General features: G+C 40.6%; 11 protein-coding genes. 6 read left to right on the top strand and 5 right to left on the bottom strand.

Annotated features, from left to right (window positions below; genetic code table 11):
- Nucleotides 1-37 precede the first annotated feature (37 nt).
- The 4 genes from ACDZ29_RS16825 to ACDZ29_RS16810 all read left to right on the top strand — a co-directional run bounded on the left by ACDZ29_RS16825 (nt 38) and on the right by ACDZ29_RS16810 (nt 2,805).
- Complete coding sequence (locus tag ACDZ29_RS16825) at nt 38-169, top strand: DUF3941 domain-containing protein (RefSeq protein WP_081092478.1); 132 nt, start codon at nt 38-40, stop codon at nt 167-169.
- A 124-nt stretch (nt 170-293) separates the two neighbouring features.
- Nucleotides 294-785: a YajQ family cyclic di-GMP-binding protein gene (locus tag ACDZ29_RS16820; protein ID WP_289317490.1), complete on the top strand. Its 492-nt coding sequence runs from the start codon at nt 294-296 to the stop codon at nt 783-785.
- A gap of 238 nt (nt 786-1,023) precedes the next feature.
- On the top strand, nt 1,024-1,899 hold the full coding sequence (locus ACDZ29_RS16815; protein WP_289324098.1) for an SDR family oxidoreductase: 876 nt from the start codon (nt 1,024-1,026) through the stop codon (nt 1,897-1,899).
- A 117-nt stretch (nt 1,900-2,016) separates the two neighbouring features.
- Nucleotides 2,017-2,805: an MBL fold metallo-hydrolase gene (locus ACDZ29_RS16810; protein ID WP_289324097.1), complete on the top strand. Its 789-nt coding sequence runs from the start codon at nt 2,017-2,019 to the stop codon at nt 2,803-2,805.
- 36 nt (nt 2,806-2,841) lie between these two features.
- Here ACDZ29_RS16810 and ACDZ29_RS16805 read toward each other — a convergent pair whose 3' ends face one another.
- From ACDZ29_RS16805 to ACDZ29_RS16790, 4 genes are all read right to left on the bottom strand, one after another.
- Nucleotides 2,842-3,885: a LacI family DNA-binding transcriptional regulator gene (locus ACDZ29_RS16805; RefSeq protein ID WP_375091156.1), complete on the bottom strand. Its 1,044-nt coding sequence runs from the start codon at nt 3,883-3,885 to the stop codon at nt 2,842-2,844.
- 342 nt (nt 3,886-4,227) lie between these two features.
- Nucleotides 4,228-5,877, bottom strand: coding sequence for an alpha-glucosidase (locus ACDZ29_RS16800; protein ID WP_289324095.1), 1,650 nt, complete (start codon nt 5,875-5,877; stop codon nt 4,228-4,230).
- A 78-nt stretch (nt 5,878-5,955) separates the two neighbouring features.
- The gene (locus ACDZ29_RS16795; protein ID WP_375088211.1) at nt 5,956-7,491 is read right to left on the bottom strand and encodes an alpha-amylase family glycosyl hydrolase; all 1,536 of its coding nucleotides are present in this window, start codon (nt 7,489-7,491) and stop codon (nt 5,956-5,958) included.
- Nucleotides 7,492-7,640: 149 nt separating this feature from the next.
- Nucleotides 7,641-8,888 (bottom strand): extracellular solute-binding protein, encoded by a 1,248-nt coding sequence (locus ACDZ29_RS16790; RefSeq protein ID WP_289324093.1) that lies wholly within the window; start codon nt 8,886-8,888, stop codon nt 7,641-7,643.
- A 368-nt stretch (nt 8,889-9,256) separates the two neighbouring features.
- On the opposite strand from ACDZ29_RS16790, the gene ACDZ29_RS16785 reads away from it, so the two are divergent.
- On the top strand, nt 9,257-11,008 hold the full coding sequence (locus ACDZ29_RS16785; RefSeq protein ID WP_375088210.1) for a glycoside hydrolase family 13 protein: 1,752 nt from the start codon (nt 9,257-9,259) through the stop codon (nt 11,006-11,008).
- 43 nt (nt 11,009-11,051) lie between these two features.
- On the opposite strand, the gene asnB is transcribed toward ACDZ29_RS16785, so the two are convergent.
- Complete coding sequence (asnB, locus tag ACDZ29_RS16780; protein WP_289324091.1) at nt 11,052-12,899, bottom strand: asparagine synthase (glutamine-hydrolyzing); 1,848 nt, start codon at nt 12,897-12,899, stop codon at nt 11,052-11,054.
- Between the two features lie 319 nt (nt 12,900-13,218).
- On the opposite strand from asnB, the gene ACDZ29_RS16775 reads away from it, so the two are divergent.
- Nucleotides 13,219-13,785 carry a DUF2777 domain-containing protein gene (locus tag ACDZ29_RS16775; RefSeq protein ID WP_063232220.1) on the top strand — a complete coding sequence of 189 codons (567 nt, stop codon included), beginning with the start codon at nt 13,219-13,221 and terminating at the stop codon, nt 13,783-13,785.
- The last annotated feature ends 13 nt before the right edge of the window (nt 13,786-13,798 follow it).

Genomic DNA, 13,798 nt, shown 5'->3' with positions numbered 1-13,798 from the left:
TATATATTGATCATGATAATGGAAGGGAGTTTTCACTATGTCAAAAACAACTGATAACAATAAAAGGCCAAAAGATAACCAAGCGATAAATGCCGAGAAAAATATCGCATATCAGGAAAACCTCACTGCAGGTAAGCACTCCTATTCGAAGAAAACGGACCATAAGTGAAGCGTGGGGCTTGTGCCCTCGCTTTTTTAATAAGCAGTCACCGATTTACCATATGGTTTATATAGTTGTCTTCCTATCACTCTTTCTCTATAATAAAGGAAATAAAACCTGCTGGAGGTAAGTGATGGCAAAGGAAAATTCATTTGATATTGTTTCGAAAGTAGACTTTTCAGAGGTAACGAATGCAGTTACCATGGCTATGAAGGAAATTCAGACCCGCTATGATTTTAAAGGTAGCATAAGCAGCGTCACCATTGAAAAAGAAGACCTGGTTTTAGTGTCCGACGATGAGTATAAGCTCGAACAGTTGAAGGATGTCCTCATTAGTAAACTCATTAAACGTGACGTACCCATCAAGAATCTGGACTATGGTAAATTAGAAGGTGCTTCTGGCGGTACCGTTCGCCAGCGGGCTAAGTTAATTCAAGGTATCGATAAGGAACAAGCAAAAAAAATCAATACCATCATTAAAAATAGCGGTCTTAAAGTGAAAAGCCAAATCCAGGATGATCAAATCCGTGTTACCGGTAAAAACCGGGATGATTTGCAAGGAATCATTTCTGCGATCCGAGGCGCTGACCTGTCCATTGATGTACAATTTTTAAATTACCGCTAAGTAAGAAGGCCTCACCTGCTTTTTGGGTGGGTCTTTTTTATATGTTAGCAGCTGCCTCTATAGCGGTAATACCCTCTTTCCCCTCAAATGAATCTCCTTTATGGAACATGGATAGACTAGTCATGTTCCCTCAGATTAAATAATAACCCAAACTCATTTTGGTCATTTTTTCCATGTTTTCTTTTTCCCAAAAGAAGGAATAGAAAAGCGTAGATAATTAAACAGGAGGCGTTTAATCTTGACTAGTCAAAACCAAAATCAAAACAAACAAGGATTTCCACCTCAACATCAACAACATCAACCTGGAGTGGAAACAAAAATGGAACCGAACCCTGATTCAGTTAAATCTACCTACAAAGGAAGTGGTAAATTAAAAGGGAAAACGGCAATCATAACTGGAGGAGACAGTGGAATCGGTAAATCAGTTGCCATTTATTATGCTAAAGAAGGTGCTAATGTGACAGTTGCCTACTTGGATGAACATGAAGATGCTAAAACGACAAAAGAATTGATCGAGAAAGAAGGCCAGAGATGTTTACTCATTTCCGGAGATATCGGTGATGAAGCATTCTGCCAGGATGTCGTCAAAAAAACGGTGGATGAATTCGGCGGTTTGGATATTCTAGTCAACAACGCTGGAGAACAGCATGTGCAGACAAGTATCCTTGACATTTCTGCTGAACAATTGGAAAAAACGTTCCGCACTAATATTTTCTCGATGTTTCATTTAACAAAAGCTGCATTGAAGCACCTGAAAAAAGGAAGCAGCATCATTAATACAACCTCTATCACAGCCTATCAGGGCAATCCAAAATTAATCGATTACTCTTCAACAAAAGGTGCAATACTAGCCTTCACAAGAGCTCTATCGAACTCCATCTCAAAAGATGGCATCAGAGTGAACGGCGTTGCGCCAGGTCCAATCTGGACACCGCTGATTCCTGCCTCATTCGGTGAAGCGGATGTTGCCAAATTCGGTACGGATACTCCAATGGGCCGCGCAGGACAGCCAGAGGAATTAGCACCAGCCTATGTTTATTTGGCTAGTGATGATTCATCCTATGTCAGCGGACAAGTCATCCACGTAAATGGCGGTACCGTTGTAAACGGATAAGGCTAACTTCAAACGCAGTGGATTTCGTCGCAAATTGAAATCCACTGCTTTTGCTTTTTTCAAGCAGGATATTTCCAGTTAACACGGAAATATTGGGTATGGAAGGAGTGGTGTCATTTGAAAAATATTGTAGACCCATGGTTCACCGTTCAGGAATTGGGCTCAAAGACGTTTGCAATTAGTGAATATGGTCATTGGGAGAAAGTTCATTCCTTTTTACTAATTGGGGAGATTCAAGCTGCGTTAATCGATACAGGATTAGGCATCGTGCCGATTAAGCGGATTACGGACCAGCTTACCGAACTTCCGATAATCGTCCTGACCACACATGTGCATGCGGATCATATTGGCGGACATGGGGATTATGATACAATTTATGTTCATGGTGATGATGCCGATTGGCTGATCAACGGCATTAAAGGTTTGTCTTTGGAACAAATAAGAAAAGACATGGCACGGGATATCACTATACCCGTACCGAAGTCTTTCGACCCTGATACATACAAGCCATACCAGGGGTACCCGGATAAACTCTTATCGGATGGGGACACCATTGATCTTGGGAACCGCAGTTTAGGCATTTATCACACACCTGGGCATTCACCTGGCCACATCTCTATTTTGGATCATGAAACTGGTTATTTATTTACTGGTGACCTGCTTTATTCAGATACTCCAGTTTATGCATTTTATCCCTCGACAAGCCCTGAAGACCTTGTGAATTCGTTAGAAAAAATCGCTTCGATCCAGAAAGTCTCCAAAATCTATGGTGGACACAACCAACTCGGCCTTGAACCAAAGATTTTTTGTGAAATACTTACAGCCATTCAATATCTTAAAGAGAATAACTTAGTCAGACACGGAACGGGTGTACATACATTTCAAAGTTTCAGCGTACATTTCTAGCAAAAGGGCATTGCTTTTACGCAATGCCCTTTTCGTTTAATAAGTCATGGCCATCGAACCTTGCTTGATTGATCTGCAAGAATGCCTTTCCACAAAATGATGTGGAATGATGGACCCAGCAGGAGTATCTCCAGTTTGCAGCATTTGAATGATGCCCTTAGCGGCCTGATATCCCAAATCGAAGATATTAATATCTACAGAAGTCAGGGCTGGTAATGACAGTTCAGAGAAAAGAACGTTATTAAAGCTTACGATGGACATTTCTTCAGGAGTGCGCACTCCCATCTCGCGAAGTGAATGCACGATGCCAAGTGCCATAAGATCATCACTGACCACCAAAGCGGTTGGTGGTTCATCGATGGATAGTAACCTTTTTGCAGCAGCTTGTCCACCTTCATGCAAAAAGTCTTCATGCAGGGTATAATCCTTCCTTCGATTGATTCCAGCACTCTTCAACGCTCGTTCATAACCTAATAAGCGATCGAGGGTCATAACTAGGGTTACATCACCTCCGATGAATCCAATCCTTTCATGCCCTAGCTGAATGAGATAATCTGTTGCCTGCTCGGCTGCCAAGACATTATCGTTATCTACATATGTTATCTCCTCGATAAAATCATAGGGTTTCCCAATGATGACAAATGGAAAATCCCTTGCTCTCAAATAGGTCAGAATGTGATCGTCCATCCTTGAATACATCAGGATTATTCCATCAACCATCCCCCCCTGCACCATATTTACGACTCCTTCGTAGATTTCATCTTCTGTTTTTCCCGTGCTTAGCAACAGGGAATAATGGTTTTCCTGAGCCCCCTCACTAAGACCCTGGAGGATCGTCGGAAAAAATGGATTTTGATAATAATCATTTGACGAGCTTGGCAGTACCAAGCCAATGATCCTGGTTGATTGATTAGCAAGACTTCGTGCAATGAAGTTTGGATGGTATCCTAATTTATTCATCGCCTTACGTACCCGTACCTTTGTTTTTTCACTTATTCGAGGATTATTTGCAATCACTCGAGAAACTGTTGAAGGAGCAACATTCGCTAACTGTGCCACATCTTTTATCGTGATGGCCATGCATTTCCCCTCTCCCTTCTTAGCCTTTATTGACTTCATTCAAAAAAAGGTGAATACCAATAAACACTTCTCTTATATTTATTTTATATTTATACATTTTTATGTATTAATAATACACTCTGCCCAATAGCTATTTCCATACTTTTTTTGCCGTTTATTCATTTTATCAGAAAATACTCACTTTTCCGTTTTTTTTCGTATATTTTTCAAAAATTAAAAAGAAGCTGATTATGGATCAGCTTCTAAAAAACGACAGGTCTTTTGGGTAGAAAGAAGTCAGACGACTAACTACATAGGGTTTAAAGCTAGTTTCCAATCAAATCAAAGGAAGATATTTATAGATCAATAACGATAAATCCTTGTTTCATATGGTCGTAAATCAATAACGGACCCTTCAGGACAATCCTCATAATTAGCTAGTAAAAGTTCCATTTCACCCCAATGAGAAAGATCGATTTGGTGGTGATTCACACTAAAGTTACATATTACCTTGACTGAATCACCATTCATAATTCTTGTATAAATATAAAGTTCAGGGTGATCTTCCCATAATAATTCATATTCCCCATAAACAAGGACCTGATGTTTTTTTCGAAGTTCAATCATTTTTTTATAGAAATGATAAATGGATGATGGATCATTCCTCTGCTGTTCTACATTAATGGCACGATAATTGGAATTAACCTTCATCCAGGGTGCTCCGTGCGTGAACCCACCATTTTCTTTATCATTCCATTGCATCGGCGTTCGTGAATTATCACGGCCGCTATGCCATATAATGTTCATTATTTCATCATGCGGACGACCTTTTGAGGTCTCAATCCGGTAAAAATTTTTCATTCCAACATCATCATAATCATCAATCGAATCAAATTTGACATTCGTCATGCCTATTTCCTGGCCTTGATAAATAAAAGGTGTCCCTTGCATGAAAAAATATAGAGCCCCAAGCATTTTTGCGCTTTCCAGCCAATATTGATGATCATTTCCCCAGGTCGATACACTTCTGGGCTGGTCATGATTTTCAAAAAACAAAGCATTCCAGCCTTTGTTTTTCAGCCCCTTTTGCCACTTGGTCATGGTGCGTTTTAACCCCTGAACATCAACATCGTGATTATGTCCCCTATTCCAAAGTCCAAGATGTTCAAATTGAAATATCATATTGAATTTCCCATTCAATTCCCCGACCCATTCATCAGCCTGCTCAATCCTGACCCCATTGGCCTCCCCGACCGTCATGATATCATACTTAGAGAAAGTCTCTTCCTTCAACTCCTGAAGGTAATCCAGAATCCCGTCCTGATTGGTATGCATTTCAAACGCAGGTACATACTGATGCCAATAAGGGTTGGGCATATCCGGCAGGCCTTCACGCTTATGAATATGCGTAATCGCATCAATCCGGAAGCCATCAATTCCCTTATCGAGCCACCAATTCACCATTTCATACAACGCCTGTCGCACACCCTCATTTTTCCAGTTTAAGTCTGGCTGCTTTTCGGCAAATAAATGTAAATAGTATTGATTGGTCCTTTCATCGAATTTCCAGGCACTTCCGGAAAAGATACTTTCCCAATTATTAGGCTCCCGTCCGTCCTGCCCATCCCTCCATATATACCAATCCCGTTTCGGATTATCGCGTGACGAACGTGACTCAACGAACCAGGGGTGCTCATCGCTTGTATGGTTCAAAACAAGATCGAGTATCACCTTCATCCCACGTGCGTGAACATCTTCCAATAACAGTTCAATATCTTCGATTGAACCGAACTCATCGGAAACTGCTTGATAATCACTAATATCATAGCCATTATCCGCATTGGGCGATTTGTAAAATGGACAAATCCATATGACATCTACCCCTAAATCCTGCAGATAATCGAGCTTTGAAATCAATCCTTTAATATCTCCTACACCATCACCATTACTATCCATGAAACTGCGCGGGTATATTTGATAGCAAACCGCTTCTTTCCACCAAATCTTATTCATGCTGTACCCTCCCGATCCTGTTTTCCACAAAGCCTAGGGACAATGTTTGGCAGCTACCCACAATCGAGAGGTATATGATTATTTTGGTTGGTTCCGTTTTGAACGCTTAATAACCAAAGCAATGAATATACCAAAAATAAGAAGAACCAATCCTATAACTAACAGGTAAGGAATATTGATAATCGACTTGGGTGACAGTGTGTAAACTTCTGTCGTCTCCCTGTCGATTACGATAGAGTAGCTGTTGTCCTTACTGCGGACCAGATCCCCATTCAGCATACCTCTCAACTCTTTATTACTTTCAAGTTCCTTTTCAGTAAGGTTTATCTTTTGAGTTTCAGTCGTATTGTTCATGGCGACGACAATCGTTTCATCACCATACACACGTTTGAATACCGAAGCTCCGCCTTTTTCATATAAAAGCTCCATATTCCCTTTTATCAATGCTGGGTACATGTCTCTGAGATCAGAAAGCTTTGTTATATATTCCACCAATTCCTGTTCTGTCTTGAAATTCATCAATTTATGATTATCCGGAGCAATATCACCATTTAAGGCAATTTCCGATCCATAGAATACGATTGGCACTCCTGGCATCGTATATAGATATGACAGCGCCATTCTCCATCTGGCACCTGGGTTTTCGTTATGATCGGCTGCATCCTTTGTAAAACGCGGCATTCCCTGAGTATCCATGAACAATGCCTGAGGAGCATTGCCCCCAAATTCATCTTCACTTTTCGCAAACGAATTAAAAACGGGTTTCAATTCTTTATCAGGTGCAGCAAATGCTTCCCGTAGCTCAACATTTTGCGGATAAGCCATGAAAGCATCGATACCCGTCTTCTTATAGCTTGAAATCAAATCCGCATCACCTTGTATATCGCCGATTGTATAGAAATTTGATTTTTCAGATTTGACTGCACCTACAAATTCCTTCCAAAAATCTTTTGCTACGTATTGAACCTTATTTAAACGGTACCCATCAATATCAGTTTCCGTTATCCACCATTTGGCGGCATCAAGTAAATATTTCCGTGTTTCCTCATTGTCTTGATTCAAATCCGGAAGACCATCGACCCAGCCTGTTTCCAAATCCTTTTGATTACCTTCATTGGAAATCTTTTTTTCTTCATGGAACCAATCTTGTTTTACAGGGTCGTTCAGCCAAGATGAGTCAGGACCCACATTATTTGCTTGAAAATCAATGATCACCTTCATATCGCGTTTATGTGCCTCATTTACGAGTTTTTTAAACTCTTTAATTGTCCCAAAGTGTGTATCCGTTTTATAAAAATCAGTCACCCAATCGCCATGATAGCCATTTTCATCATTAGCGAAAATTGGTGAAAGGATGATAGCGGTATAACCCATATCTTTTAAATAATTCAGTTTCTTCGTGACACCTTCAAAATCCCCACCATTAAACGCAGAAGGGTCATTCACATTCGCATCTCCATTATTTTGTGTATTACCATCGAAAAATCGGTCGACCAATAATGAATATACGATTTCGTCCTTCCAAGTTCGTTGTTCTTTTTCAGCTGCTCCTACTGGAATGGCGTAAAAAAGAAGCAACGGAATTAAAGCGAGTGATAACACTCTTTTTCTCATATCCGCTCTCCTCCTAGCTATCTCTTTACGCCTTTAAGATTAGCCTTTTGACCCCTTAACGTCAAATCCAAATTATAAAAAACTTTACACTAAAGGGACAAATTGGGGATACTGGATACAGTTAATGAAATGGAATAAGCAGAAGACGATTAACGTTCTTTTTTTATCGTCTTAACCGCTTTATCCAAAGCCCTTTTTGGTTTTGCTTTTTCAGTGGCTATATCATCCATGGCAGAATTCATCGGTCCCCATACCTTATTCATTTCCGGAATATTCGGCACAGGTTCAGCGTATTGTATTTGTATGCTTAAGGCTTGTGCCCTTTCATTTTCCTTGATTGCTGCATTGTGTTTGATTGAATTATTAGGAGGAATTTCCCCTGTTATTTCATAACGTTGCATTGCATTATCATCGTTTGTCAAATATTCAACTAACTTCGTAGACCAATCAGGATGTTTTGTGAATGCTGTTACATGCCAGCCTTTGATTTCCATGAACGTTTTCATTGGCTGACCATTTGGCAATTCGGGCAAGGGGGCAAATCCTGTATCCTTTCTCTCGGAAAATGAGTTACCGTCACTCATGAAAGAAGCCAAATCCCCTTGACTAAACAACTTCTCGATTGCTGCCTTGTCGCCTTTTGAGATCAAATCCGCTTTATACCATTTTTGGATATACGCAGCTCCTTTTACAGCACCCTTATTATTCAAACCAATGTCCGAAGGATCTAGATTTCCATTCTTATCTTTAAATGTGTAACCTCCCATTCCAGCCATTACTCCATACCCATCATGGAAATCATTCCATTTGGCATAATAACCATACACGTTACCTTGTCTTAATTCCTTCGCCATTTTATATAAATCATTCATCGTTTCAGGAGGCTTAGCCATCAATTTTTTATTATAAATGAAAACGGAAGTGTTTACGGATTTCGGCAATCCAAATACCTTATCTTGATACATCTCGCCTCTAATTGAAGATTCAATGAAGGCATTTAATACTTCATCACTCACTTTCACTTCCTGAATTAGGCCTTCCTTTACGATTTTCCCGACTTTTTCATGAGAAAAAGTTACCACATCCGGGGCTTTTCCGTTTCCAATCGGCCCATCACGACGAAGCCGTTCATACATCTCGGTAGCTATTTCCAGCTCTTCATGCTCAACTTTGATTCCATATTCTTTTTCAAATGCTTCAAGCACTGGCTTTAGGGCCTCCGCTTTACCTTTTTCCTCCCAAATGATCAATTTTTTCGGTTTCGCTTCATTACTGGCTTCTTCGTTTTTCTTATTTTCTTTCACTACTTTATTTTCCAAATCTGAACTGGATCCACAAGCACTTACAATAAAAATCAAGAACATGGACATGAACAAATGAAAAATCAGCTTCTTCACTTTCATTCTCCTTTTTAAAATGTTTATTCTATCATGTCCAAAAGCACCAAATAATACTGTTTTTCAGTTCAGCCAATCAAATAAATCCCCCATCATGAAAGCGGCACCAAACTTATTGTTATCATTATATGAACGGCTTTGGTTTTTACAACATTTTCCTCGACGTATTTATTTCCTTGTTTTGATGAACACTTTTTGTTATTTTTTAGTTAATAAGTGCTTCTTTCAATTAGAATTGGGTATATAACCATATTGAAAAAAACACTTAACGGCTAATTACAACTGCTTAGAGAACCCCCTCATAACAGCCTGATGTTCCCTTTTTCATATTCACTTCCCCAAATACTTATAGAATTGGAGTGGTTTTAATGGAATTTTCATCCATACACCATAGACCTAATGACAATTACGGCTATCCCATCAACACTGAAACCCTACATATCCGTCTACGTACGAAAAAACATGATATCTCCTCAGCTGGATTGATTTTTGGGGACCCATACATTTCAGATAATGGACAATGGCAGTACGAAGAACTTCCCATGAGTTTATCAGGCAGCGATAACCGTTATGATTATTGGCATATTTATGTGAAGCCTACCTACAGAAGAATTCGGTATGGGTTCAAGGTCCTCTCAGAAGATGAAAGTGCCATTTACACGGAAAAGGGTTTCTTTAAAGAACCCCCCCGAGATCCGGGATGCTATTTCGCGATTCCCTATCTACATCAAAATGAAGTATTCGGCGCACCAGAATGGGTCAAAGATACAATTTGGTATCAAATTTTTCCTGAACGATTCGCGAACGGAAACCCTGACAACGATCCGGAAGGTGTTAAACCTTGGGGAAGTGAAGACCCGGCAGTGGATAATTTTTTTGGTGGGGACTTCGAAGGAATCATTGAACATTTAGATTACCTAGAGAAGCTCGGCATCAACGGAATCTATTTCACGCCAATCTTCCATGCCCACTCCAATCACAAATACGATACGATTGATTATCGGAAAATCGATCCGCAATTCGGAACGAAGGAAACATTGAAAACACTGATAAACGAATGCCACAAACGGAATATCCGAGTCATGCTAGATGCCGTTTTTAACCATAGCGGCTACTATTTCCCCCCATTTCAGGATTTACTCGAAAAAGGAGAAGATTCGAAATATAAGGATTGGTTCCATCCACACAGCTTTCCTCTCAAAGGAGGGGAAAGGCCCAATTATGAAACGTTCGGTTTTTTTGAATCGATGCCAAAATTGAATACTGCGAATCCGGAGGTGAAAGAATATCTTCTCGAAGTCTCAGCCTATTGGATTAAGGAATTCGATATAGACGCCTGGCGACTCGATGTGGCAAATGAAGTCGACCAACCATTCTGGCGTGAATTTCGAACAACGGTGAAAAGTATAAAGCCTGACCTTTACATTCTTGGTGAAATTTGGCATGACTCCATGCCATGGCTTCGCGGTGATCAGTTCGATGCTGTCATGAATTACCCTTTTACCAACCAAGTTTTCCGCCTGGTCGCTTCACAAACCATCAATGCACGCGAGTTCACCGAAGAAATGACAGCCATCTATCATAGTTACCCGACCAATGTTTTTGACGTGACTTTCAATCTCCTTGGAAGCCATGATACACCGCGGATTTTCACGGATTGCGGGGAAGATTTAGATCGAGCCAAGCTCATCCACGCAATCCTGCTTACTTTCAACGGCAGCCCCTGTATATACTATGGAGATGAAATCGGCTTAACCGGAGGCATGGATCCAGGATGCCGAAAGTGCATGGTTTGGGAAGAAGAAAAACAAAATACCGAGCTTTTCAATGAAATTAAGGCATTGATCCATTTACGAAAAGAAGAACGATTACTTGCCAATGACGGAGAGTTCAAATTCCTAAATACAAACGGAAACGAAAATATCGTGGCCTACCAAAAATATAATGGCGAACGTTCTGTCGTTATCCTCATCAATCCGACGGATGTCCAGCAATCCTTCACTCTCCCTATTGATTTGAAGGGGCGTACACTAACGGATTTAAGAACAAAAGAAACAACACAGGAATGCCAATTTGAATTGGGTGGATATCAATATAAAATTCTCGCATTCAATCTTTGAGACAATGAAAACGGGGCAAGGAATATCATCCTGCCCCGTTTTTTTAATCGATTATTTGAATATCATATTCCTTGAACCATACATGGGTTTGTGCTAAGTGAGCCAGTAACTGGGGACCTGACATCAATTGCCCGAACCACGGCACTTTAAAAGCGGCTCCTTTGGAATCCACTATATCCGTTAGCTTCTGTTTATCGAAAAACTCATGCAAGACCGAATTTTTATCACTCAGTAAGTCTTTCAGCCACGCCTGCACACGGTCAGTATATATAGGGTTGTGGGTTTTTGGATATGGACTTTTTTTACGATATAATACCTCATCCGGTAACAGTCCCTCCAACGCTTTCCTCAGAATACCCTTTTCACGGTTGCCTTCCATTTTCATTTCCCAAGGAATGTTCCATGCATATTCTACAAGTCGATGATCGGCAAATGGGACGCGCACCTCTAGACTTGCCCCCATACTCATCCGATCCTTCCGGTCAAGAAGCGTCGTCATGAACCATAATAAATTCACATAGAAAAGTTCTCTACGCTTTGCTGCTACACCGTTTTCCCCTTCCAATTTAGGAGTTTCGGCAAGGGTGGTCAAATAGGCTTCATTCGCAAATTCCTCCAGCTTCAATTTCTCACGCCATCCCGTTTTCAATAACGATACCCGTTCCCCGGTCGATCTCATCCATGGAAAACCAGCACGATTTAAATCATCTTCACGATGAAACCAAGGATAACCGCCAAAAATTTCGTCCGCACACTCACCGGACAGGCCTACGACAAAATCCTGCTTGATTTCCTTACAAAACCAAAGTAATGAGGAATCGACATCCGCCATCCCTGGAAGGTCCCTTACAAGGACAGCTTCCGTTAAATAATCCGTTAACTGTTCTTGAGTGATGATCGATGAATGGTGAACCGTGTTAAAGGTATCCGACATCTTTTTAATCCAATGTCCATCAGAGTTAGGCTGAAAATCATTTGCCTTAAAATAGCGCTCATTATCTTCATAATCAATGGAATACGTATGCAGCCGTCCTTTCCCTTCTTTTTGATAGGCGTTTGCCGCAATGGCCGTTATGGCGCTAGAGTCCAGCCCTCCTGACAAGAAGGTACAAAGTGGAACATCAGATACAAGTTGACGAGTCACTGCATCCTCGACAAGGAAGCGGACCTTCTCGGCCGTCTCATCGAGGGTATCCCGATGTTCTTCGCTTTTCACATTCCAATACCTCCAAATTCGGAGCCCTTGCCTTGATAATGTTAGAGCATGGGCAGGTCTTAACTCTTGGATATTATGAAAAACACCGGAACCTGGCTTTCGGGATGGGCCCACACCAAAAACTTCAGCCAACCCGTCGCGGTCGATCTCCGTTTTAACATCCGGGTGGGCTAAAATCGCCTTCAATTCAGAGCCAAAAATGAATCCCCCGTCCCTTTCTGCATAAAAGAGTGGCTTTACCCCCATCCGATCTCTTGCAATGAATAATTTCTGATCCTTTTCATCCCAAATTGCAAACGCAAAAATCCCATTGAACAAGTCAATGCATTTTTCTTTCCATTCTATATAAGAAGTAAGTAAAACTTCTGTATCAGAATGACCCTTAAAGGAATATCCTTTTAATAATAGCTGTTTTCGAATGTCTTCGGTGTTATATAGCTCTCCATTATAACAAAGCGTATATCTGCCGTTTTTTTGATCTTTCGACATCGGCTGTTTTCCGCCTTCCGCATCGACAACCGTTAACCGTTTATGACCAAAGGCAACATGGGCTTCGCTCCAAACATTTTCCTCGTCTGGCCCCCGCTTTGCCAACGTTTTTGTCATATTTTCAACTGTTTTTGTTTCCTTCCGTAAATCTTTTTGAAAATGCACCCAGCCTGTTATCCCACACATTTTACACTTCATCCTTTCTATCCGGACTTTCAGAAAAAATATTGGCTCCCTGTTTTAAAAAGATTTACAGTCCCTTATTTGTAAATTCGAAGACCATGCAAAGAAGGTTTAAGTATCGAACAGCAAAATTCCGTAGGATCCCCGCCCAAAACGCCATGCGTTGATAATGAATTGTTGAGCAAAGCATCCCGTGTTTAACATAGCCTATGCAAAGACGGAAAGATGGTTATTTGTCCATAATATTTTAAAATATACAGTTATATTTTCATTGGATTTTGACTAAAAAGTAGGTGAGGATTCCACTATTGGAGGTATATGTATGAGTCAGCAACAACGAACCAAGTTAATGAACAGGCAAACAAGAGCTTTTACCGAAGGAACAGTGGAAAATATCAATCAACAATGGATTTTTTTCGATGATGAAACAGATGAGGCCTGCTCCATCGAAGACCATGTTGATAGCATCATTGAAGTTTACAGGGGTGGGCGCTGGCAGCAAGGAGTTGTTGAAGAAGAGGGAAAAATCCTGCTTCACCGGGAAATCACCTTCTTAAGGGAAAATGAGCCCATTCGGATCCGCAAAAAGCTGCTCTACTCTTTTGAACGTTTATTGGAAGAATTGAACGACGATTCCTTTTTCCAATTTGTAACGACCTTGAATTCACTTGATTTTTCTATTTATGATTGTATATATAGCTATAATCAGCTCACTTTTTTAAGGGCTGTCCCTAACCAGTCCGGCGTGAATTTCTTCACTTTTGATAACGAGAGCCAAATATGTCTCGTTCAGCACCACTTTTCTTATGGGAAGAAGGATCACGATCGTTTTGAATTCACCCTGAACACTGGAAAAAGAATCGTCATTGAGAAAGTGAATTCACAATAACGGGTAAAAAAAA

Origin of the sequence: Peribacillus sp. RS7 (assembly GCF_041956845.1) — a bacterium.
Taxonomy (GTDB): Bacteria; Bacillota; Bacilli; order Bacillales; family DSM-1321; genus Peribacillus.
Note: the sequence above shows the minus strand (reverse complement) of the source record. Positions and strands in the feature narration are given on the sequence as shown.